Origin of the sequence: Xanthomonas sp. NCPPB 3005 (assembly GCF_041228095.2) — a bacterium.
GTDB classification, from domain to species: Bacteria; Pseudomonadota; Gammaproteobacteria; order Xanthomonadales; family Xanthomonadaceae; genus Xanthomonas_A; species Xanthomonas_A bonasiae.
In genome coordinates, this window is sequence record NZ_CP166096.2 from 3,591,222 (window position 1) to 3,614,435 (window position 23,214).

Below are 23,214 nucleotides of genomic sequence, written 5' to 3' on the forward strand. Positions count from 1 at the left end.
GGCCGGCGCGCGTCGCCGCGCGCCGGCTTCTCAACGGGGTCCGGCGGCACGCGGCCGCCGGCGGGCCGATCCGCGCGCGCGGATCAGCCCAGGTCCAGGATCACGGCTGCGCGACGGGCAGCGCGCCGGCCGCATCGGCGGCCACCGGCTTGTGGCGCTCCACGCCCAGGTAGCGCTGCATCAGGTCCTGCACGATCGGGCTCTTGTCGGCCAGGCCTTCGATCGACTTGCCGAGCGAGACCGCCTTGATCAGGTTCTCGAACATGCCGCCGTCGCCGCCGACCAGGTCGATATCGGCATTGCGCAACGCACTGGCGATGACCTCGGCGTTTTCCTTGGACACTTCCTTGCCGGCTTCGATCGAGGCCAGCGCCTGCTTGAGGCTGTTGTCGAGCATCATGCGGAACTCTTCGTGGCCGCGCGCGGTGTCGCTGAGCGCACCGATCGCCTCGAACTTGCGGGTCAAGCCGTCGGCTTCGGCGAACAGGCGCTTCTCCACCACCGCCGCCTCGGCCATGCCGATCGACTCGGCCGCGCTGGCCTTGGCCTTGCCCATCTGCTCCTCGCCCTGCGCCTTGGCCTGCAGCGTCTCGGCCAGCACGCGCGCATCGTTGCTGCCCTGCTTGAGGCTGGCGTCGGCCTTGGCCTCGATCACCCGCGCCTCCGCGATACCCACCTTCTCGATCGCCAGCGCCGAGGCTTCCTTGACCTGCGCGTCGGCCAGGCCGGGCGCGGCCTTTTCGGCGCGCGTGCCGTCGGCGAGCAGCTTCTTGGCTTCGGCCTGCTTGCCCGCGGCCTCGTGCTCGGCCTGGGCCAGGGTGGTGAGTTCGACCGCGCGGTGCTTGGCCGCGGTCTCGCGCGCCTGCGCTTCCTTGACCTGGCGCACCAGCTGTTCCTGCGCCTTGGCCTCGGCTTCCAGGATCGTCACCTGCTTGTGCCGGTCGGCCTCGGCGACTTCGCGCACTTCCTTGATCCGCTCCTCTTCCTGGGCCACGGTCTTGTCGATGGCGATGCGCTCGCGGGTGATGTTGGCCACGTCCATCTTGCCGTTCTCGACCACCTTGTCGCGCTCCACGCCCTGCAGCTGCACCTCGCGATCGGTGGTGACCTGCTCCAGCTGGCGCGCGCGCGCCACCCGCTCGACCTCGATGGCGACCGCGCGCTGGCGGTTCTGTTCGGCGACCTCGACCTCGCGCAGGCGGTTCTGCTCGCGGATGTCGATCAACTGCTGCGCCTCGATGCGCGCGTTCTCCGACAGCTGGCGCTGTTCTTCCTGCACCTTCAGCGTCTCGGCCTGCTCGCGCGCGCGGATCGTGTCGACCTCGCGCTTCTGCCGCGCCTCGGCCTCGGCCTGCTGCCGCTCCAGCGCCAGCAGCGCCTCGCGCGCTTCCACGTTCTTCTTGGTGATCGCCAGCTTCTCGTTCTGCTCCAGCTCGTTGGTCACCACGTTCTGGGTGGCGGTCAGCTCGGTGATCTTGCGGATGCCCTCGGCGTCGAGGATGTTGTGCGGATCCAGCAGCGACTTCGGGGTCTGCTCCAGATAGTCGATCGCCACGTCCTCGAGCACGTAGCCGTTGAGGTCGTTGCCGATCACCGCGATGATCTCGTCGCGGAATTCCTGGCGCTTCTCGAACAGTTCGGTGAAGTGGAACTTCTTGCCGACCGTCTTCAGCGCCTCGGAGAACTTGGCGTTGAACAGTTCGTCGACCGCATGCTTGTCCGAGGCGCGGTCGGCGCCGATCGCCTTGGCTACGCGCAGCACGTCAGCCTGGGTCTCGTTGACCCGCAGGTAGAACGCGACGGCGATGTCGGCGCGCATGTTGTCGCGGCAAATCAGGCCTTCCTTGCCGCGGCGATCGACCTGCAGGGTGATCAGGCTGATCCGCATCAGCTCGGCGCGGTACAGCACCGGCACGATCAGCGCGCCGGTGAAATGCACCTTCGGCGTCGAACTCATGTCGTTGACGATCAACGCCACGCCCTGGTCCACCTTGCGGTAGAACGCCTTGAACAGGCCGGCCAGTCCCAGCAGCAGCACCAGCAGGATGCCGACGCCGATCAGAAACGGCGCCATCGTCGCAAAACTCATCGGTGGATCTCCTTATCGCCCGCAATCAGGCTATGGGGTAACGGCGAACCCGGCTGATCCTGCTCGCGGGCCACCAGGTAATGGTTGTGCGCATGCACGTAGTCGACCAGCACGACACGCTCGCCGCGCAGGTAGTGGCTGCCGGCCGGCGCGCGCACCTGCAGCACCAGTCCGGCGCCGCCGTCGTCGACATTGGCGTAGCCGCTGCCGGCATCGGCGCGCGGCGAGGCGATCACCCCGACCTTGCCGAGCAGCGACTGCTGCGCGACCGGACGCAGCTTCAGCAGCATCCGGCGCAGCGGCCGCAGCATCCACGAGGTCAGCGGCACCGCCGGCACCAGCGCCAACAGCGCGACCACGCTGCCCAGGCCCCAGCGCACCCCGTCCGGCAACGCCTGCAACAGGAACAGATGCGCGAAATAGGTGCCGGTCCAGGCCCAGAACGCCAGCAGGGCCACGACCAGCATCAGCGGCGCGCCGCCCAGGCCGAGCCGAGCGAAGATGCCGGAAATGCCATGCAGGCCGTGCTCGGCGCCGTGCGCGCCGTCCACATGCAGATGCCCGTCGGCGAGGTGGTGGTCGGCCATGCCGGTCGCGGCCAGCAGCCAGTAGATCGCCGAGAATCCCAGCAAAATGCTGTACGGCAACGTGGGAAACCCCAGTGCGACGCTCAAGAACTCGGCCATTCCCTCATCCATCCCTGCGCGCGCGGCGCACACCGCCATCGGGCGCGTGCGCTGTCGCTTCATCCTCATCGGCCGGCAGCGCGCATGTCGCGCGGCGCGGCATCGCCGACCGACCCCTGGTCCGGATCATACGATAAAGGCGTGGCGGCACCCAGCGCGGCGCGCGAGCGCCCTGGCGGTGGCGCGCCCGGAACGGCCGGCGCGCGTGGCGGCCGACTTTCTTGCCATACCGCCGCGTACGCGGCCTGGACGCCCTAGCGTGGCGGCGCCGCCCGCGCTAGCAGTTGGTGTTCAGCTCGTGGCAATCGGCGCGGCGCACTTCCTCGACGAACTTGCGCATCTTGTGCCCGTCCTTGATGCCCGGCTGGCTCTCGATGCCGCTGGACACGTCCACGCCCCACGGCAGGGTGGCGATGATCGCGTCGAACACGTTGTCGGAGGTGATGCCGCCGGCGAGCAGGAACGGCCGGTGCAGGCCGGTGGGCAGGCGCGTCCAGTCGAAGGTCTTGCCGGAGCCGCCGCTCTCGCCCGGGGCGTGGCTGTCGAACAGGAAGCCGGCCGCGTTCGGGTACTGCAGCTGCAGGGTGCGCGCGTTGATGTCGCTGCCGCCCATCGGCACCGCCTTCAGGTACGGCAGGTTGAAGCCGCGGCAGAAGCCGTCGTCCTCGTCGCCATGGAACTGCAGCAGGGTCGGGCGCACCGTGCGCAGCACTTCGCGCACCTCGTCCTTGGGGTTGTCGCGGAACAGCGCGACCACGTCGACCATCGGCGAGGCGGCCTGGCGCATCGCGCGGGCTTCGGCCGGCGCCACCCGCCGGGGACTGCCGTGGGCGAACACGAATCCCACCGAATCCACCCCAAGTTCGCCCGCCAGGCGGATGTCGCCGGCACGGGTCATGCCACAGAACTTGATGCGGGTGCGATACAGGGTTCGATTCATAGGGTGACCTCGGCCGGTAGCTTCCAGATATCGGGGTAGAGAGGACCGACGAAGACCAATCCCTGCGGCGGCGCCGTCGGGCCGGCGACGCTGCGGTCGCGCCCGGCAAGCAGTTCGCCGATCCAGGAAACCGGCTTCTCGCCTGCTCCTACCATGATTAAGGAGCCTACGATATTGCGCACCATGTGATGAAGGAATGCATTGGCCTGGACCTGGACCTCGACGACCTCGCCGATCCGGGTCACCGCGATCGCCTGCAGCTCGCGCCGCGCGTGCAGCGCCTGGCACTGGATGCTGCGGAACGCGCTGAAATCCTGCTCGCCCAGCAACGCCTGCGCGGCGGCATGCATCGCCTCGGCCTGCAGCGGCCGCCGCTCCCAGCTCAGCGTCTGCCGGTACAGCGCCGGGCGTACCTGGCGGTTGAGCAGGCGGTAGCGGTAGCGTCGCGCGCGCGCCGAGAAGCGCGCGTGGAAATCATCCGCCGCCGGCACGCACCAACGCACGCACACCGATGGCGGCAAGCGCGCGGTGGCGCCGAGCATCCAGCCGCGCGGCGCGCGCGGCGCATCGCAATCGAAATGCACGACCTGGCATTCGCCGTGCACGCCGGCATCGGTGCGCCCGGCGCAGACCACGCTCACCGGCGTATCGGCCACCGACGAAAGCGCCGCCTGCAGCGTCGCCTGCACGCTCGGCCCGCCGGATTCGCCCAGCTGTTGCCAGCCCTGGAACTCGCTGCCGTCGTATTCCACGCCCAGCGCATAACGCATCGCGCCCTACTCCGTCACAACGCGCACTGCGGGCTGCAGCGGCCACGGCGCTGCGCTGCGGCACGCGCGCATCAGCTCAAGCGGGCCAGCAACTGCTGGGCTTCGGCACGCGCCGCCGGATCGCCGCCGGCCGCCACTTCGCTCAGCAGGGTCCGCGCGGTTTCGTTGTCGCCCAGGTCCATGTAGGCCACGGCCAGTTCCAGGCGCTCGCGGCCGATCGGCGGATACGCGGGCGCCGGTTCGAGGCTCGGCTCGGCGGCGGCAGGCAGATCACCCTGGTGCCAGGTCGGCTCCTGGCGTTCCGCAAGCACCGGCGCGACCGGCGTCGGCGCCAGCACCGGCGGCTGCCGCCATGGTTCGTCGGCATCGAGCGGCGCCTGCGGCGCCGGCGCGATCTCGGCGTCGGGCCGTAGCGCGAACTGCGGATGCTCCGCGGCAGGCGCAACGTCGGCGTCGGCGTCGGCGTGATGCTGCGCCTGCGCGGCCAGCTCGCGCTCGAATGCGTGGTCCTGGTAGGCCCGGTCTTCGTCGGCCGCGTCCTCGGCCACTTCGCGCTCGTGTTCGTCCAGCGGCGGCAGATCCGGTGCGTCCACCTCGCGATGCGCCACCACCGGCACGGCCGCGGCCAGTTCCGCCGCGTCGTAGCCATGCCGCGGCAGCGGCGGCAACGGCGAAGGCTTGCGCCGGCGCGACAGCAGCAGCGCGCCGATGCCCAGCACCAGCAGCGCCAATCCGCCCCACAGCCACAGCGGCCAGCCGCCGGAGGCCGCGGCCGGCGCCGGTTGCGCCTGTGCCTGGGTCTGCCCGGATTGCGCCAGGCGCTTCTGCGCCGCGGCCAGGTCGCTGTCCTTCAGCGCGATCAGTTGCTGCTGCTGGGCCTTGAGCTTTTCCAGCTGTTCGACCCGCGAGCGCAGCTCCTGGACCTCGGCATCGCGTGCCGCGAGATCTTCGCGCGCCTGCTGCAATTGTTGAGTCGCCACCATGTCTCCCTCGTCGCCGGCACCGGTGCCGGACTTGGTTCCTGCGTTGTCGCGCTGCGCCGGCACCGCCGGCGCGATTTCCAGGCGTGCGCCCGACGTCGCCGCGGTCGCGGCGGCGGGCTTGGCGGCGGCCGGCGCAACCGCAGCGGCCTGCTGCGCCTGTGCCGGTTGCGGCACCGGCGCGCGCGCCTGGCGCCATTGCGCGGCCTGTTCGCGGACGATGGCGGTGGCCGCAGCGGCATCGATGCTGGCCAGCTCTTCCTGGCGCGGCGTGCGCAACACCGCGCCCTGCTTGAGCAGGTTGACGTTGCCGCGGATGAACGCATCCGGGTTGGCGCGCAGCAGCGCGACCATGGTCTGGTCCAGCGAATGGCCGCTGCCGCGCACCAGCTGCCCGGCGATCTGCGACAGGGTCTGCCCGCGCTGCACCGGCGCCAGCGCATCGCCGGGCGCCGCCGTGGGCGCCGGGGCGCTGCGCACCGGCGCGGCGGGTGCGGCCGACACCGCGGGCGGCGGTGTGGGGGCGACCGGCGCCGGAGCCGTTGCCGGCGCCGGCAACGGCTCGCTGCGGACGATCCGGTCGGACGGCGCGGCGGCGGCGGGGGCATCGATCGCCGGTGCGTCGATCGCCGCGGCGGTGTTGGGCGCGTCGAGCAAGGCCGAATATTCGCGGATCAACCGGCCCTGGCCCCAATCGACTTCGATCAGGAAGCTCAGCGACGGCACCTCCACCGGCATCTGGCTGCTGACGCGGATCACCGCGCGGCCCTGGTTGGTCTGCGCGAAGCGGAACTGCAGGTTGCCGACCAGGCCGTCCGGGCGCTCCAGCCCGACCCGGGCGAAGGTCGCCGGCGAGGCCAGCGCGACGCGTGCGTTTTCCAGTTCGCCCGGTTCGTTGGAGATCACCGGGATCTCGGCCAGGAACGGCTGGCCGGGTTTGGACAGGACGCGGATGTCGCCCAGTCCCAGCGCCAGCGCGGCCTGGCTGCAGGCCAGCAACAGCAGCGCGCACGCCGCACGCCAGCCGCGGCTCGGAGCGAGCGCAATGGAAATGCCGTCGCCGCCATGGCGGCGGCGGAAGAAGCGTGGTTGTAGGCGCATCACGCCCCTGCCCTTGGTGTCATGGCGTGCAATATAGCCGTTGCCCTTCGCATTGTGGCGTTCGTCTACGCGACCATGCGACGGAGCCTGCACAGGTTCGCGCGGCCCTACCCCCTTCTCCCATCGGGAGAAGGGGCCCCGAAGGGGCGGATGAGGGTCCGGCGAAGCCTCATGGGATCGAAACAGTGCGAGGGCTTCGCGCCGTACCCTCACCCCCGGCCCCTCTCCCGAGGGGAGAGGGGCGTCTTGGCTTCGCTTGTTGTGTTGCACGCTCGGGCAGCCCTTCCTTCTCCCATCGGGAGAAGGTGCCCCGAAGGGGCGGATGAGGGTACGGGCGAAGCCTCATGGGATCGAAACAGTGCGAGGGCTTCGCGCCGCACCCTCCTCCCCGTCCCCTCTCCCGAGGGGAGAGGGGAGATATCGCTCAGCCTTCCTGCGCCACCAGCTCGGCCAGCTGCACCGCATTGAGCGCGGCGCCCTTGCGGATGTTGTCGGAGACGATCCACAGGTTCAGGCCGCGCGGATGCGAGATGTCCTCGCGGATGCGGCCGACGTAGACCGCGTCGTTGCCCGAGGCGTGGGTGACCGGGGTCGGATAGCCGCCGGCCTTGCGCTCGTCGACGACTTCCACGCCCGGCGACGCGGCCAGCAGCGCGCGCGCCTGCTCGGCGCTGACCTTGCGCGTGGTCTCGATCGCGACCGCTTCGGAGTGGCCGTAGAACACCGGCACGCGCACCGCGGTCGGGTTCACCTGGATGTTGTCGTCGCCGAGGATCTTGCGCGTCTCCCAGACCAGCTTCATCTCTTCCTTGGTGAAGCCGTTCTCGAGGAAGTCGTCGATGTGCGGGATCAGGTTGAAGGCGATCTGCACCTGGAACTTCTTCGGCTCGATGTCCTGGAACGCCAGCAACTGCGCGGTCTGCTTGCCCAGTTCCTCCATGCCCGAACGGCCGCCGCCGGACACCGACTGGTAGGTGGCCACGTTGATGCGCTCGATGTTGTATTCGCGGTGCAGCGGCGCCAGCGCCACCAGCATCTGCATGGTCGAGCAGTTGGGGTTGGCGATGATGCCGCGCGGGCGCTGCTTCAGCGCCTCCGGGTTCACTTCCGACACCACCAGCGGCACGTCGTCGTCGTAGCGGAACGACGAGGAGTTGTCGATCACCACCGCGCCGGCGGCGGCGAACTTCGGCGCGTATTCCTTGGAGATGCCGCCACCGGCGGAGAACAGCGCGATGTCCACGCCGGTCGGATCGAAGGTGGCCAGGTCGAGCACGGTGACCTTCTGGCCCTTGAACTCGATCTGGCCGCCGGCGGAGCGCTCGGAGGCCAGCGGGTACAGCGTGGCGATGGGGAAGTCGCGCTCGGCGAGGATGGCCAGCATGGTTTCGCCGACAGCGCCGGTGGCGCCGACGACGGCGACGTTGAAACGACGGGATTCGTTGCTCATGGGAGATTGTTCGATCGGGTAGGAGAAAGGGGGGAACAGCCGCACTGCCAGCTGGATTCGGGGAACCTCCCGAGCGCGCCGCTCAGGTCGCCGGAGGTTCCCTATCGTTTTTTGCTCGCGATGCTGCCGTCGCCATTGCCGGCGCCAGCGGCGATCGCATCCAGGTTCAATGCATTCGGCGGACGCCCGGCGTCGGCACCGAAGCCCAGCGCGGCCAGCAGGTTGTCCACCGCCAGCGCCACCATCGCGCGGCGGGTCGCGGCGCTGGCGCTGCCGATATGCGGGGTCAGCACCACGTTGCGCAGCGCCAGCAGCTCCGGGCGCACCGCCGGCTCGCCCTCGTACACGTCCAGCCCGGCCGCGGCCAGGCGCCCGTGCGCGAGCGCATCGGCCAGCGCCAGTTCGTCGACCAGGCCGCCGCGGGCGATGTTCACCAGCGTGGCGCCCGGCTTCATCTGCGCCAGCGCGGCGGCATCGAGGATGTGGTGCGACTGTGCCGAATACGGCAGCACCAGCAGCAGGTGATCGGCGCGCGCCAGCAGTGCGTCGAAGCCGACGTACTCGGCGGCGTGCGCACGCTCCACCTCGGCCGGCAGGCGGCTGCGGTTGTGGTACAGCACGCGCATCGAGAAGCCCGCGGCGCGGCGCGCGATGGCCTGGCCGATGCGGCCCATGCCGAGGATGCCCAGGGTGCTGCCGTGCACGTCGGCGCCGAGCATGGTCTGGAACGACCACTGCTGCCACTGCCCCTCGCGCAGCCAGCGCTCGGATTCGGTGATGCGCCGAGCGGCGGCCATCAGCAGCGCGAAGCCGAGGTCGGCGGTGGTTTCGGTGAGCACGTCCGGCGTGTTGCTGGCGACGATGCCGGCCGCGCTGAGCGCGTCCAGGTCGAGGTTGTTGTAGCCGACGCCGACGTTGGCGATGGCGCGCAGCCGCGGCGCGGCGGCGATCTCGGCCGCGCCGATACGCTCGTTGAGGGTCACCAGCGCGCCGTCCAGCGGCGCCAGCGCCGCGGCCAGGTCTTGCTGCGAGTACTTGGTCACGTCCGCGGTGGTGGTCAGCGCGCAATGTTCGCCGAGCCGTGCGACGACATCGTCGAACAGCGGTTGGCTGACCCACACCCGTGGCCGCGACTCAGCCATCGCCACCGCCGGGGATGCGCGGGGCGACGCTGCCGACGTCGCCGCACTGCGCGCGATGGCGCAGCGCCTGGTCCATCAGCACCAGCGCCATCATCGCCTCGGCGATCGGGGTGGCGCGGATGCCGACGCAGGGGTCGTGGCGGCCGGTGGTGATGACGTCCACCGCCTGCCCGTCCACGTCCACCGTGGCGCCGGGCAGGCGCAGGCTGGAGGTGGGCTTGAACGCCAGCGAGGCGACGATCGGCTGGCCGGTGGCGATGCCGCCGAGCACGCCGCCGGCATGGTTGGACTGGAAGCCATCCGGCGCGATCAGGTCGCGGTGCTCGGTGCCCTTCTGCGCCACCACGGCGAAGCCGTCGCCGATCTCCACGCCCTTGACCGCATTGATGCTCATCAGCGCCGCGGCCAGTTCGCCGTCGAGCTTGCCGTAGATCGGCTCGCCCCAGCCCGGCGGCACGCCGTCGGCGACCACGGTGACCTTGGCGCCGATCGAATCGCCGGACTTGCGCAGCGCGTCCATGTAACTTTCCAGCTCCGGCACCTGCGCCGCATGCGGCCAGAAGAACGCGTTGTCCTCCACCGCATCCCAGGCGAAGCCCTGCGGCACGACCGGCCCGAGCTGCGACAGGTAGCCGCGCACGCGCACGCCGTAGCGCTGCGCCAGCCACTTCTTGGCGATCACGCCGGCGGCCACGCGCATCGTGGTCTCGCGCGCCGAGGAGCGGCCGCCGCCGCGCGGATCGCGGATGCCGTACTTCTGCCAGTAGCTGTAGTCGGCATGGCCCGGACGGAACTGGCGGGCGATGTCGGTGTAGTCCTTGCTGCGCTGGTCGGTGTTGCGGATCAGCAGGCCGATCGGGGTGCCGGTGGTGCGGCCCTCGTAGACCCCGGACAGGATCTCCACTTCGTCGGCCTCGCGCCGCGCCGAGGTGTGGCGGCTCTTGCCGGTGGCGCGGCGCTGCAGGTCGTGGGCGAACTCGGCCGCGTCCAGCTCCAGCCCCGGCGGGCAGCCGTCGATCACACACCCGATCGCCGGCCCGTGCGATTCGCCGAAGGTGGTGACGGTCAGCAGGGTGCCGAAGCTGTTCGCGCTCATGGCCGCCGGCTCACCGGCTCGCGGCCAGGTCGGCGATGCGCGCGTGGTGCGCAACCAGTTCGCTGGCTTCCACCGCGAAGATGCCCATCTGCCCGACCTTGAACTCGACCCAGGCAAACTCGACTTCCGGCAGCAGCTGCACCAGCGCGCGCTCGGATTCGCCGACTTCGCAGATCAGCAGGCCGTCCTCGCTCAGGTGCGCCGGCGCGTCGCGCAGGATCTTCAGCGCCAGGTCCAGGCCATCGTCGCCGGCGCGCAGGCCCAGTTCCGGCTCGTGCGCGTATTCGGGCGGCAGCGCGTCGGTCTCGGCATGGGTGACGTAGGGCGGATTGGTGACGATCAGTTCGTAGCGGCGCCCGCCCAGCCCGGCGAACAGGTCGGACTTGACCAGTTCGACGTTGTCGGCCAGCAGCCGCGCCTTGTTCTCCGCGGCCAGGGCCAGCGCGTCGTCGCTGATGTCGACCGCGTCCACCTGCCAGTTCGGGTTGTAGTGGCCCATCGCGATGGCGATGCAGCCCGAGCCGGTGCACAGGTCGAGCGCGCGGTTGACCTCGCGCCCGGCCAGCCACGGCTCGAAGCCGGCCTCGATCAGCTCGGCGATCGGCGAGCGCGGCACCAGCGCGCGCGCGTCGCTCTTGAAGCTGAGCCCGGCGAACCAGGCCTCGCCGGTCAGGTAGGCGGCGGGGATGCGCTCGGCGATGCGGCGCTCGAACAGCGCCAGCACCTGCGCCTTTTCCGGCGTGGTGACGCGCGCGCCGCCGTAGGCCGGGCCCAGGTCGTGCGGCAGGTGCAGCGCGTGCAGCACCAGTTGCGTGGCTTCGTCCAGGGCGTTGTCGTAGCTGTGGCCGAAGCTCAGTTCGGCGGCATTGAAACGGCTGGTGCCGTAGCGGATCAGGTCGATGATCGTGTGGAGTTCGGCGGCCGCGTCGGCAGTCATGGCAACAGGCAAGGCAATTCGGCCCCCGATTATAGAGGCCCGGCCGCTATCATGAGCGTTCGTTGCAAGGGAAATCAGTATGTTCAACCGCAACTTCGGCATCGTCCTGGTGGTCGCCCTGGCCGCCGGCCTGGGCCTGCTGCTGGCCCAGAAGTACTTCGGCGGCGGCGCTTCGGCGTGGCCCGAGACCCGCAGCGTGCGCCTGTACCCGCAGCCGCGCGCCCTGCCCGACTTCCACCTGCGCCAGTCCGACGGCACGCCGCTGGTGCCCGGCGAGCTGAAAGGCCACTGGACGCTGGTGTTCCTGGGCTTCACCGCCTGCCCGGACGTGTGCCCGACCACCCTGGCCGACCTGGCCCGCGCGCAGAAGCAGTGGGAATCGATCCCTGACACGCTGCGCCCGCGGGTGCTGTTCGTCTCGGTCGATCCGGAGCGCGACACCCCGGCGCGGCTGGGCGCCTACGCGCACGGCTTCCACAAGGACACCCTGGCCGCCACCGCCGACGTGCCGGAGCTGGAACGCTTCGCCACCGCGCTGGGCTTCGTGTTCCAGAAGGTGCCCGGCAAGCATTTCCAGGAAAACCCCAACGACTACAGCATGGACCACTCCGCCGCGATCGCCGTGCTCGACCCGCAGGGCCGCCAGGCCGGGCTGATCCGCCCGCCGTTCGAGCCGGCGGCGATCGCCGCCGACCTGCAGGCGCTGACCAAGGCGACCGCGCCATGAGCCTGCTGACCACGCTGACCTACGTGCTGCCGCACCGGCTGCTGTCCTCGCTGGCGCGGCGCCTGGCGTATTCGTCGCGGCCGGGGCTGAAGCAATGGCTGATCGACACCGTGGTGCGCCGCTTCGGGGTGAACCTGGCCGAGGCCGCCGAACCCGATCCGCGCGTCTACCCGACCTTCAATGCGTTCTTCACCCGCGCGCTGAAGCCCGGCGCGCGCGTCGCCGATCCCGACCCGCAGGCGCTGCTGATGCCGGCCGACGGCCGCATCAGCCAGCTCGGCCCGATCCAGGACGGGCGCATCTTCCAGGCCAAGGGCCAGGCGTTCACCGCCGCCGAGCTGCTCGGCGACGCCGCCGCGGCGGCACCGTTCGCCAACGGCCTGTACGCCACCGTGTACCTGTCGCCGCGCGACTACCACCGCGTGCACATGCCCTGGACCGGCACCCTGCGCGAGACCGTGCACGTGCCCGGACGGCTGTTCAGCGTCGGCCCGGACGCGGTGCGCAACGTGCCGCGGCTGTTCGCGCGCAACGAGCGGCTGGTCTGCCATTTCGACACCGAGTTCGGCCCGATGGCCTCGGTGATGGTCGGCGCGCTGCTGGTCAGCGGGGTGGAGACGGTGTGGAGCGGCGTGGAGATCCCGCGCTACGGCGACCGCATCACCCGCAAGGACTGGCGCGGCCAGGGCATCGTGCTGGAGCGGTTCGCGGAGATGGCACGCTTCAACTACGGCTCCACCGTCATCGTGCTGTTGCCGCCCGGCATGGCACAACTCGATCCGACGCTGGCGGCGGAAACGCCGGTACGGCTCGGCCAGGCGCTCGCCAGGCGGGTGCAACGCTGACGCACGGCGGCGCGACGGACGCAGGGGCGCCGCTCCCGTCCTGCGGCGCGGCGCGCTTCAACCACGGCTCCGCCGTGATCGTGCTGTTGCGGCCAGCCATGGCGACGCTCGATCCGGCGCTGGCAGCGGAAGCGCCGGTCCGGCTCGGTTGAACGCTGGGCACACAGGCGCTGCCTGCAACGCCGCGCGGGTATCGGAGCGGCGACAGCGCGCCCTGGCGGCCTTGCATTCCCGGTGCTGCCGTACCCTCGCCCCTACCCCTCTCCCGACGGGAGAGGGACATCATGGCTTCGCGTTTGATGTGAGGCGCGGCTGGACCATCACCGCGCGTTGCGCCCCCCTTCTCCCATCGGGAGAAGGTGCCCGAAGGGCGGATGAGGGTACGGCGCCGCAGCCAGGCGGGCGACGCTCCTGATAGCAGGGGTGGAAAACCTCTCCCGAGCAATTGATTGCGCACCCACCCTCATCCGGCGCTGCGCGCCACCTTCCCCCGAAAAGGGGGTCTTGGTCCCGGCGGGAGAACGAAGGCCTACTTGTCGCAGCCGGTCATCTTCAGCGATTGCCCCGGCTTCAACGCATAGCCCGGCGCGCGCAGGCCATTGGCCTTGGCCAACTGCTTGAGATCGCAGCTGTAGCGGTCGGCGATGCGGCCCAGCGTGTCGCCCTTGGCCACGCGGTAGCTGCGCACCTGCTTGGGCTTGGGCTTGACCGGCGCCGGGCGCCCGGTGGCGACGGTGGTGGGCACGCCGGCCACCGGCGTCACGTCGCCCACCGCCACGTTGCCGGTGGGATCGGCGACCACGGGCGTGTTGCTGCGGATCGCGGCGTTGACGTCGGCGGTGATCAGCGCGCGCGCCAGATCGGCGCGCGGACCGCTGACGCAGTAGCGGTTGTACAGGCCGACGATCTTGGTGGTGGCGTTGATGGTGACCCCGGCCGGGATCCAGCCATCGGGTTCGTAGCGCGGATTGAGGTTGCGCAGCGCGCGCATGTAGCCGTCGCGGGTGCCGTCGCTGCCCAGGCAGATGGTCAGCTCGTAGATCGTGGTGGACTTGGCCAGGCGCAGCGTCGCCGGCTGCGCGTTGATCTTCGGGAACGCCACCCCGTACTGCTGCGGGTGCAGGAAGATCCACGCCGCGGCGATCACCATCGGCACGTAGTCCTTGGTCTCGGCCGGGAACTGGTTGTACACCGAGGCGTCCCAGAAGCTGCGTCCCTGCATCTGGTTGTACACGCGCGCGGCGCGGCCCTCGCCGCCGTTGTAGCCGGCCAGCGACAGTTCGATGCTGCGGTTGAGCTCGGCCATGCGCTCGTTGATGTACACCGCGCTGGCCTCGGCGGCGCTGCGCGCGTCGTAGCGGGTGTCGAAGCCGGTGCCGTCCGGGCCCAGCCCGAAGCGGCGCCCGGTGGCCGGCATGAACTGCATCAGCCCGGCGGCGCCGACCCGCGAATTGGCGTGCACGCGGCCGTTGGATTCCTTGGCGATGATGCCGAACAGCAGCGCCTCCGGCAGCCCGCGCTTCTCCCATTCCGGCCACATGATCGCGCGCAGGTTCTGGTAGTTCTCGTAGCTGTTCATCAGCGACGGGCGCATGTCGGTGAGCCAGCGGCGGATGCCGGCCTGCACCGCCGGGTTGTATTCGACCATCGCGTCGAAGGCATGGCGCTGGTCGTTGAGCAGGCTCGCCGCGCGCGCCGCTTCCGGCACGTTGGCGGCCAGCGGACTGATGTGGTCGGGATCGGCCTGCAGCGGCACGGCGTCATCGTCGCTCGCATCGGCATCGGTCGCCGCGCCCTGCGCGTCGGCCTTGGCCTTGAGCAGGCGCTTGTACGCGCCCAGGTAGGTGCCGACCTGGCAGCCGCGCTGCTTGATGCAGGCATCGACCACGTCCTCGATGTCCTCCAGCGCCGCGTCGCTTTCCTGGGTGCCCTTGGGGTCGCTGTTGCCGACCAGCACCATCGCGTCGTTGTAGCGCTTCTCGGCCGCCGCCAGGCGCTGGTCGAGGACGGCGATGGCGGCCTTGTCGCGCGCGGAGACACGTTCGGCGTGGGCAGAAGGCGCGGCGCAAGCCAGCGCCAAGGCAGCCACGGCGGGCCATCCATGGGTGATACGGAACGAAAGGGGCATGATGGGACGCGACGACGGAAAGGCCGCAGGGTAGCCGCCGCTGTCACATCGCGGCAAGGTCGGGCATGCGCCGGCACCGCGCCGGCGGGGCATTCGTTCATCGCCCAGGCCAGGCGAACCGCGGCCCCGACGCCCTCGCGGCAAGCGGGCGCCGGCGCGAACGCCTAGAATCCGCCCCACCTCACCGCGGAGCTGTTCATGGACCCGATCCTGCTGGGCAAAGGCCTGACCGACGACATCGCGGTGCTGCTGCAGCCGCGCCTGGGCAATCGCCACGGCCTGGTCGCCGGGGCCACCGGCACCGGCAAGACCGTGACCCTGATGACCCTGGCCGAGGGCTTCTCGCGGATCGGCGTGCCGGTGTTCATGGCCGACGTGAAGGGCGACGTGGCCGGGCTGGCGGTGGCCGGCGACGGCAGCGAGAAAGTGCTGCAGCGCGCCAGGGACATCGGTGTGGCCGACTACGCCCCGGCCGCCAACCCGGTGGTGTTCTGGGACCTGTACGGCCAGCTCGGGCACCCGGTGCGCACCACCGTCAGCGAGATGGGGCCGACCCTGCTGGCGCGGATCCTGGAACTCAACGACACCCAGGCCGGCGTGCTCGACATCGTGTTCAAGCTGGCCGACGACCGCGGCCTGCTGCTGCTCGACCTGGACGACCTGCGCGCGCTGCTGGCGCTGGTGGTGGAACAGCGCAAGGACATCTCCACCGAATACGGCCTGGTCAGCGCGCCGTCGGTGGCGGCGATCCAGCGCGCGCTGCTGCGCCTGGCGCAGGACGGCGGCGAAGGCTTCTTTGGCGAGCCGGCGCTGGACCTGGCCGAGCTGATGCGGGTCGGCAGCGACGGCCGCGGCGTGATCGGCATCCTCGCCGCCGCGCAACTGGTGCTCAAGCCGCGCCTGTACTCGACCTTCCTGCTGTGGCTGCTGTCGGAACTGTTCGAGCGGCTGCCGGAGGTGGGCGACCTGGACAAGCCCAAGCTGGTGTTCGTGTTCGACGAGGCGCACCTGCTGTTCGACGACGCGCCGCCGGCGCTGGTGCAGCGCATCGAGCAGGTGGTGCGGCTGATCCGCTCCAAGGGCGTGGGCGTGTACTTCTGCTCGCAGTTCCCCGACGACGTGCCCGACAACATCCTCGGCCAGCTCGGCAACCGCGTGCAGCACGCGCTGCGCGCCTACACCCCGCGCGACCAGAAGGCCGTGCGCACCGCCGCCGAGACCTTCGTCGCCAACCCCAAGCTGGACGTGGCCAAGGCCATTTCCCAGCTCGGCACCGGCGAAGCCCTGGTCTCCACGCTGCAGGACAAGGGCGTGCCGTCGCCGGTGCAGCAGACCCTGATCGCGCCGCCGCGTTGCCGGATGGGTGCGATCTCCGACGCCGAGCGCGCGCAGGTGCGCGCCGGCAGCGTGGTCGGCAACCGCTACGACAGCCCGGTCAACCGCGAGTCGGCGGCGGAAATGCTGGCGCGCCGGGTCGAGGAGGTGGCCGAGAAGACGGCGGCACCGGCGGCGCGCACGCGCGAGCAGGACGACGCGCAGGACAGCGGCTTCGGCCAGGCGGTCAAGGACGCGGTGTTCGGCACCAAGCGCCGCCAGGGCATGCTCGAGACGATGGCCAAGCAGACCTCGCGCACCGTCGGCAACCGCATCGGCCAGCAGATCGTGCGCGGCATCTTCGGCAGCATCTTCGGCGGCAAGCGCTGAGCGCAGCCGACAACCACAAGGAGTTCCACCATGGACAAGGAAGCGATGAGCGCCCTGCTGCTCGGCCTGGCGGCGGCCATAGCCGCAATGGCCGCCGATGCCGCGCAACCGGCATCGGGCGATGACTGGCCGCCGCAACGGCAGCAACTGCTGGCCGGCCGCTACGTCGGCAAACTCCAGGGATATACGCGGGATTGCGAGACCGTTCGCGCCGATCTCAGGCTTGAGGTGGGAGCGGCGAGCGAGACCGCCCATCGCTATACGCTGACGACCACCTGCATCGCCGGCGCCGCACGGCACGCCGCGCCCAGGACCATCACCGGCGTGTGGGGAATCGACCAGATGGCCAGCAGTTGCCTGACGCTCGGCTTCGAGGACCCCGACGATCCGCAGGTGGGCCCCAACATCTACGGGTTCCGTGTCGAAGAGGCCCAGACGCGCGGCCGCCGCGACGCGGCCACCGACTACGATCTGGCCCAGGACGGCTTCAACTGCCATAGCGGCATGCCGCCGGAGCATGCCGACAAGCGCCTGCGGCGCGTGCGCTGACCCGATCGGTGCAGCGTGCCCAAAACCAGGGCCACGCGGCGCGGGTCACGCTGCGGCGCAGGTGCGTGTACAGCGCGCGCCGACAGGCACGGCAGGCCACGTTCGATCCAGGCGATGCCACACGCAGAGACAAATCGACAGCACTGCGCTAGGCCAGCAATCCCTTCAGCTTGGCGTACTGCAACAGCATGATCGTCTTGCCGTCGGCGATCTCGCCCGTCTCGATCATCGCCAACGCAGCGTCGAGCGGCAGTTCCAGCACCTCGATCTCCTCGCCCTCGGCCGCGACCCCGCCGCCCGCGCCGACCTTGTCGCGATCGAAATACTCGCCCACGAAGAAATACAGTTTTTCGGTGACCGAGCCCGGACTCATGAACGCCTCGAACACCTTGCGCACGTTCTCGATCCGGTAGCCGGTTTCCTCTTCGGTCTCCTTGCGGATGCAGGTCTGCGCATCGTGCTGGTCGAGCAGCCCGGCGCAGGCTTCGATCAGCATGCCGTCGGGATTGCCGTTGAGCAGCGTCGGCAACCGGAACTGCCGGGTCAGCATCACCGTCTGCCTGGCGCGGCTGTAGAGCAGGATGGTGGCGCCGTTGCCGCGGTCGTAGGCCTCGCGCGACAGCGTCTGCCAGCTGCCGTCGCTGCGCTGGAAATCGAAGGTGACCTTGCGCAGCACGTACCAGTTGTCGGACAGCACCTCGACCTTTTCGATACGCACACGCGGATTGCCTGTGGCGGATGGGTTCAAACGACACTCCATGCGATGAGCTGGCAGTGCCGGCGCCCGCAGCGGATTGCCGCCGGGGAATGCCGGCATTCGCCGTGGAACGGCCATTCTAGCCGCCGTCCCGCAGGTCGCGGCGACGCCACCCAGGACCCGCCGCAACGCCCGGCCCAGTGAACCTTGCACGCCGCGAACCGATCCCGCCCGGCTCGCGCTGCCCGCCTGCGCGCGCACCGCAAGCATCGCCGCCACGAGCGCGATGCGCGGAGGGACTAGCGGCGCCCTGCCCGGCACGGCTCGCCCGGGCCAAGCGCGCGAGCGCACCCCGATTGCACGCCCGCCCGGCGCGTCGCACAATCGGCGCACATTGAACGCAGGGGGCGTCATGGAAGACCGTCATCGCGCCGGCGCAGGCCGCGCGCGCCGCAGCACACCCGAACCTTTCTGGGCGCGCACCCGCGCCATCGCGCTGTATCCGTTGCACGGCGGCGCGCTGTTCGCCCTGATCGCGCTGACCCTGTGCCGCCTGCTGGGAATGCTGCCGGGCATCGGCTGGATCATCGGCATCGTCACCACGCTGGCGATCTACAAATACGCCTTCGAGATCCTGCGGCATACCGCCGACGGACACATGGATGCGCCCGAACGCGGCTTCGACATCGGCGACGGGGTGGTGCTGCGGCTGCTGGCGCTGATGATCGTGCTCGGCGCGGCGGTCGCCGCCGCGGCGCTGCTCGCCGGCCCGGTCGCCGGCCTGCTGATGCTGCTGGCGGTGGTGCTGCTGCAGCCCGGCTTCCTGATCTCGCTGGCCATCGACGGCAGCCTGCGCCGCGCCCTGAATCCGGCCGTGTCGATCGGCCTGGCGCTGCGCATCGGCTGGCCGTACCTGGCCGCGTTCGGCCTGCTGTTCGTGATCCAGGCCAGCGCGCTGACCGCGGCCAGATGGCTGCAGCACTACCTGCCGCCGCTGGCCAGCGACCTGGCGATCGGCGTGGTGACGATCTGGGGCCTATTCGCCGCCTTCCACCTGATGGGCTATCTGGTCTACCAGTACCACGAGGTGCTGGGCTACGAACCGGCCGCCGGCAACGACGATGCGTATCGCCGCCACGATCCGGACCAGCGCGTGCTCGACGAAGCCGAACAGTTCGTGCGCGACGGGCATGCGCCCGAGGCGCTGCAGTTGCTGCGCGGCGAAGTGCGCACGCGCGCGGTGAGCCTGGCGGTGCACGAGCTGTACCAGCGCCTGCTGCGCACCGGCGGGCGCGCCGACGAGCGCCGCGACCACACCCGCCAGTACATCAATCGCCTGCTGCAGGAAAAGCAGGAGCGGCGCGCACTGGCGCTGCTGCGCGAGGCCCTCGACGCCGATCCCGACTTCGTCCCGCTGCTGCCGGAACAGGCTTCGCTGCTGGCCGAGCGCGCGCAGCTGGCCGGGCAGTTCAAGCTCTCGCTCGACGGCCTGCTCGCCGCGCTGCGCGCCTGGCCCAAGGCGGCGGAATTCGGCGCCTGGTCGCTGAGCGCGGCGCTGTTGCTGGCCGAGCGTTTCGGCGACGACGCGCAGGCGCGCGCGCTGCTGCAGGACGCGCTCGCGCGCTGCGAGGACGAGGCGCAACGCGGCAAGCTGCAGGCGGCGCTGAAGGCGCTGACCATCGCGCCGGCCTAGCAGCGGCGCACGACCGGGCGGCCATGCCGCCGCCAACGGCACTCACGCGTTGGCGAGCAGGAACCGCGCCTTGTCCGCCTGCGGCAGATCCGGGTAGCGCTCGATCACCGCGAGCAGCAGGCGGTGCCATTCGGCAGCGGCCTGTCGCTCGCCGTGGCCCAGCGCGAGCCGGAACCAGTGCTGCGCCTGTTCGGCGCGCGGCACCGCCGCGGCATCCTGCGCCAGCAGCGCTTCGGCATCGTGCAGCCGGCCCAGCGCCAGCCAGCGATCGAACAGCAGCGCACGCGTCGCCGCATCCACGGCGATGGCGCCGGCAGTGCAGTCGCCGAGCAACGCCGCCTGCGCTTGCGCTTCCTGCGCGGTGGTCGCCGGCAGGCGCAGCAGTTCGATCGCGCGCGCCTGCGCGGCACGCGCATCGCCGGCATTGCGTGCGACCCGGTAGCGCGCCTGCGCCACGTCGAAGCGGCGTGGCTGCTCGGCGGCGAGTTCGTCGAGCAGGAACGCGGCCTCGCGGTTCTCCAGCCGCCCCAGATGCCGCTGCGCGCGCTCCCAGCGATCGTCCACGGCGACCACGGCGTCGTCGCGCATGAACGCCTCGCGGGTCTGCCGCATCGCCACCAGCGCCGCCCCGAGCAGCGCGCCGACAACCAGGCCGCCGGCATGCGCATCGAAGCCGATCCCGGCATCGCCGTTGGCCAGCAGGTTGTACAGCTCCCAGCCCAGCCACAGCGGCAGCAACGCGATCGCCGGGCCGCGCACGTAGTCGAACACCACCGCGAACCAGTAGAAGAAGCGCACCGGCCGCCGCCCCCAGACCACGCAGAACGCGCCCATCAGCGCGGCGATGGCGCCGGACGCGCCCAGCCCGCCACCGGCCTCGCCCCAACGCCACCACAGGCTGACCGCGCTGGACCCGAACGCGCCGAGCAGGTAGACCAGCAGGAACCGCCAGCGCCCGATCGCGCCTTCCAGCAAGGTGCCGAGCACGACCAGGAACAGCATGTTGCCGAACAGGTGCAACGCGTCGGCATGCAGGAACGCCGCGGACAGCATCCGTGCCGGCGACCATTCGGAGCTGCGCTGCAGGTGGCGCAAGGTGAACACCCGCTCCAGCAACGCGTCGTAGCGGGCGCGCAGCGGCGTCCACGCCTGCCACGCCGCCGCATCCTCGAACGCCGCGCCGCTGCGCAACGCCTGCACGAAGCGCACGTCGCTGACCGTCGCGGCGCCGACGAACTGCGCCTGCTCCGTCGGCGGCATGCGCTCGAACTCGGCCAGCGCTTCCTTGCTTCCGCTGCGCTGCAGGTAGCGCGCATAGGCCGGCGCTTCGTGGGCGCCGAGCCCAGAGTCGAGGTAGTAGCGTTGCGCCTGCTGCAGCGGCACCGCGTCCTGGCGCTGCCAGCCGAAATACACCGCCGCGTTGAGCAGCACCAGCAGCAGCGTGACCAGCGGAAAATTCTCCCGCGATAGCGGCTTGTGCAACGGCAGGATCAGCATCGAACAACGTCCGTGTGGATGGCCGCGCCAGCTTCGGCCATCGCCCGCGCGTGCGCAAGGCGCACGTACGGGCTAGCATCGTGCCCCGCTCCACCGCAGTCCCGACCCCGATGAGCCGCTGGCGCCCCCCTGCCGAAAAGAGCACCGCCCTGATCACCGCCGAAGGCCACGCCCGGCTCAAGGCCGAGCTGGAAGAACTGTGGCGCGTGCGCCGCCCGGAGGTGGTCAAGGCGCTGGCCGCGGCCGCGGCCGAGGGCGACCGCTCGGAAAATGCCGAGTACACCTACCGCAAGAAGCAGCTGGGCGAGATCGACCGCCGCGTGCGCTACCTGAGCAAGCGTCTGGAAGCGCTGCGCGTGGTGGATACCGCGCCGTCCGATCCGCAGGCGGTGTTCTTCGGCGCCGTGGTCGAACTGGAGGACGCCGACAGCGGCGAGCTGCTGCGCTACCGCATCGTCGGCCCGGATGAGACCGATGCCGGCCGCGGCTGGATCAGCATCGACTCGCCGCTGGCGCGGGCGCTGCTGAAGAAGCGCATCGACGACGAGATCGAGGCGCAGCTGCCCGGCGGCCGCCACAGCTTCGTGGTGGTGTCGGTGGACTACGCCGCGCGCTGAGCGCCGCGCCGTCCTCACCGGGGCGCGCCGGCACGGCCGGCGGCCTCGCTCACAGCACTCGCAGGTCCAACGCGCGCGGCTGCGCAGTGCCCGCCGGCAACGCCTCGCCGAACAGGTCGTGTTCGTCGCTGTCGGTGATCTCCACATCGACCAGATCGCCCGGCTGCAGGCCGCGCTCGGCGCCGTTCTGGATGTGCACCAGGCCGTCGATTTCCGGCGCATCGGCCTTCGAGCGCGCCACCGCGATGCCGTCCTCGAGCAGATCGACCAGGCATTGCTGCACGCTGCCGATCTTGGCCTCCAGGCGCGCCGCGGAGATGTCGGCCTGCCTGGCCATGAAGCGCGCCAGCCGCTCCTGCTTGACCTCTTCCGGTACCGGATCGGGCAGCGCGTTGGCGCTGGCGCCCTCGACCGGCGAATAGGCGAACGCGCCGACGCGGTCGAGCTGGGCGGCGTCGAGGAACTCCAGCAATTGCTCGAACTCGGCCTCGGTCTCGCCGGGGAAGCCGACGATGAAGGTCGAGCGCAAGGTGATGTCCGGACACAGCGCGCGCCAGCGCTGCACCCGCTCCAGGGTACGCTCGACCGCGCCCGGCCGCTTCATCAGCCGCAGGATGCGCGGGCTGGCATGCTGGAACGGGATGTCCAGGTACGGCAGCAGCTTGCCATCGGCCATCAGCGGGATCACCTCGTCCACGTGCGGGTACGGATACACGTAGTGCAGCCGCGTCCACACGCCCAGTTCCGACAACCCCTCGCATAGCGCCTTCATCCGCGTCTGGTAGCGGCGGCCGCGCCATTCGCGCTCGGCGTATTTCAGGTCCACGCCGTAGGCCGAGGTGTCCTGCGACACCACCAGCAGTTCGCGCACCCCGCCCTTGACCAGCCGCTCGGCCTCGCGCAGCACCTCGTCGACCGGGCGCGAATCCAGGTCGCCGCGCATCGAGGGAATGATGCAGAAACTGCAGCGGTGATTGCAGCCCTCGGAGATCTTCAGGTACGCGTAGTGGCGCGGGGTCAGCTTGACCCCGACGCCGTCCTCGTCGCGCACGCCGTGGCGCCCGCGCGGCAGCAGGTCCACGAACGGGTCGTGGCGCGGCGGCAACGCCGCATGCACCGCTTCCATCACGCTCTGATAGTCCTGCGGACCGGACACCGCCAGCACGTCCGGGTAGGCCGCGCGGATCTGCTCCGAGCGCTTGCCCAGGCAACCGGTGACGATGACCTTGCCGTTCTCGGCCATGGCCTCGCCGATCGCCTCCATCGATTCGGCCACGGCCGAGTCGATGAAGCCGCAGGTATTGACCACCACCACGTCGGCCGCATCGTAGCTGGGCACGATCGCGTAACCCTCCACGCGCAGTTGGGTGAGGATGCGTTCGGAGTCGACCAGCGCCTTCGGGCAGCCGAGGCTGACGAAGCCGACTTTGGGGTTCGCGAGGGACATGGAGGGCCTGGGTCCAAGGGGCCTGGGAGAAAAAACCGCGCGGATTATACCGGGCAGGAGCCGCCACGCGGCCGGATTGCGCGACGGGCACGCAAGCCGCTGCGCATGGCACACCCCAT

General features: G+C 70.5%; 19 protein-coding genes. 6 read left to right on the forward strand and 13 right to left on the reverse strand.

Translation table 11 applies throughout. The features are described from left to right. Positions 1–100: 100 nt before the first annotated feature. The 9 genes from AB8810_RS15505 to prmB form a co-directional block, all read right to left on the reverse strand. Positions 101–2,089, reverse strand: a complete 1,989-nt coding sequence (locus AB8810_RS15505; RefSeq protein ID WP_179563835.1) for a flotillin family protein — start codon at positions 2,087–2,089, stop codon at positions 101–103. Next, on the reverse strand, positions 2,086–2,775 hold the full coding sequence (locus AB8810_RS15510; RefSeq protein ID WP_369914128.1) for a hypothetical protein: 690 nt from the start codon (positions 2,773–2,775) through the stop codon (positions 2,086–2,088). The genes AB8810_RS15505 and AB8810_RS15510 overlap by 4 nt, the downstream gene beginning before the upstream one ends. 277 nt (positions 2,776–3,052) lie before the next feature. Then, positions 3,053–3,715, reverse strand: a complete 663-nt coding sequence (locus AB8810_RS15515; protein WP_179563833.1) for a phosphoribosylanthranilate isomerase — start codon at positions 3,713–3,715, stop codon at positions 3,053–3,055. Further along, positions 3,712–4,485, reverse strand: a complete 774-nt coding sequence (truA, locus tag AB8810_RS15520) for a tRNA pseudouridine(38-40) synthase TruA (RefSeq protein ID WP_179563832.1) — start codon at positions 4,483–4,485, stop codon at positions 3,712–3,714. The genes AB8810_RS15515 and truA overlap by 4 nt, the downstream gene beginning before the upstream one ends. Positions 4,486–4,556: 71 nt before the next feature. Continuing rightward, positions 4,557–6,566 carry a FimV family protein gene (locus tag AB8810_RS15525; protein ID WP_369914129.1) on the reverse strand — a complete coding sequence of 670 codons (2,010 nt, stop codon included), beginning with the start codon at positions 6,564–6,566 and terminating at the stop codon, positions 4,557–4,559. Between the two features lie 424 nt (positions 6,567–6,990). After that, on the reverse strand, positions 6,991–8,016 hold the full coding sequence (locus tag AB8810_RS15530) for an aspartate-semialdehyde dehydrogenase (RefSeq protein ID WP_179563830.1): 1,026 nt from the start codon (positions 8,014–8,016) through the stop codon (positions 6,991–6,993). A 101-nt stretch (positions 8,017–8,117) separates the two neighbouring features. Continuing rightward, positions 8,118–9,158, reverse strand: coding sequence for a 2-hydroxyacid dehydrogenase (locus AB8810_RS15535; protein ID WP_369914130.1), 1,041 nt, complete (start codon positions 9,156–9,158; stop codon positions 8,118–8,120). Then, a complete protein-coding gene (aroC, locus tag AB8810_RS15540) occupies positions 9,151–10,254 on the reverse strand; it encodes a chorismate synthase (RefSeq protein ID WP_369914131.1) in 1,104 nt (367 codons plus the stop codon). Before aroC ends, AB8810_RS15535 begins: the two co-directional genes overlap by 8 nt. 10 nt (positions 10,255–10,264) lie before the next feature. Beyond that, a complete protein-coding gene (gene prmB, locus AB8810_RS15545) occupies positions 10,265–11,191 on the reverse strand; it encodes a 50S ribosomal protein L3 N(5)-glutamine methyltransferase (protein WP_369914132.1) in 927 nt (308 codons plus the stop codon). A gap of 79 nt (positions 11,192–11,270) precedes the next feature. On the opposite strand from prmB, the gene AB8810_RS15550 reads away from it, so the two are divergent. Then, entirely contained in the window at positions 11,271–11,918 is a 648-nt protein-coding gene (locus AB8810_RS15550) for an SCO family protein (RefSeq protein WP_369914133.1), read from the forward strand. Continuing rightward, on the forward strand, positions 11,915–12,763 hold the full coding sequence (gene asd, locus AB8810_RS15555; RefSeq protein ID WP_369914134.1) for an archaetidylserine decarboxylase: 849 nt from the start codon (positions 11,915–11,917) through the stop codon (positions 12,761–12,763). Before AB8810_RS15550 ends, asd begins: the two co-directional genes overlap by 4 nt. Positions 12,764–13,292: 529 nt before the next feature. On the opposite strand, the gene AB8810_RS15560 is transcribed toward asd, so the two are convergent. Further along, on the reverse strand, positions 13,293–14,891 hold the full coding sequence (locus tag AB8810_RS15560) for a transglycosylase SLT domain-containing protein (protein WP_179563824.1): 1,599 nt from the start codon (positions 14,889–14,891) through the stop codon (positions 13,293–13,295). A gap of 198 nt (positions 14,892–15,089) precedes the next feature. On the opposite strand from AB8810_RS15560, the gene AB8810_RS15565 reads away from it, so the two are divergent. Then, on the forward strand, positions 15,090–16,595 hold the full coding sequence (locus AB8810_RS15565; RefSeq protein ID WP_369914135.1) for a helicase HerA-like domain-containing protein: 1,506 nt from the start codon (positions 15,090–15,092) through the stop codon (positions 16,593–16,595). Between the two features lie 30 nt (positions 16,596–16,625). Then, entirely contained in the window at positions 16,626–17,144 is a 519-nt protein-coding gene (locus AB8810_RS15570) for a hypothetical protein (protein ID WP_369914136.1), read from the forward strand. A 148-nt stretch (positions 17,145–17,292) separates the two neighbouring features. Here AB8810_RS15570 and nudK read toward each other — a convergent pair whose 3' ends face one another. Then, a complete protein-coding gene (gene nudK, locus AB8810_RS15575; protein ID WP_191824731.1) occupies positions 17,293–17,892 on the reverse strand; it encodes a GDP-mannose pyrophosphatase NudK in 600 nt (199 codons plus the stop codon). A gap of 361 nt (positions 17,893–18,253) precedes the next feature. Between nudK and AB8810_RS15580 the strand changes: the two genes are divergently transcribed. Then, positions 18,254–19,534 (forward strand): hypothetical protein, encoded by a 1,281-nt coding sequence (locus tag AB8810_RS15580; RefSeq protein WP_369914137.1) that lies wholly within the window; start codon positions 18,254–18,256, stop codon positions 19,532–19,534. A gap of 42 nt (positions 19,535–19,576) precedes the next feature. Here AB8810_RS15580 and AB8810_RS15585 read toward each other — a convergent pair whose 3' ends face one another. Beyond that, a complete protein-coding gene (locus AB8810_RS15585) occupies positions 19,577–21,031 on the reverse strand; it encodes a rhomboid family intramembrane serine protease (RefSeq protein ID WP_369914138.1) in 1,455 nt (484 codons plus the stop codon). A 110-nt stretch (positions 21,032–21,141) separates the two neighbouring features. Between AB8810_RS15585 and greB the strand changes: the two genes are divergently transcribed. Then, positions 21,142–21,648 (forward strand): transcription elongation factor GreB, encoded by a 507-nt coding sequence (gene greB / locus AB8810_RS15590; RefSeq protein WP_145700821.1) that lies wholly within the window; start codon positions 21,142–21,144, stop codon positions 21,646–21,648. A 49-nt stretch (positions 21,649–21,697) separates the two neighbouring features. Here the strand turns inward: greB and rimO are convergent, their stop codons facing one another. Then, positions 21,698–23,095, reverse strand: a complete 1,398-nt coding sequence (rimO, locus tag AB8810_RS15595; RefSeq protein ID WP_369914139.1) for a 30S ribosomal protein S12 methylthiotransferase RimO — start codon at positions 23,093–23,095, stop codon at positions 21,698–21,700. Positions 23,096–23,214: the final 119 nt, after the last annotated feature.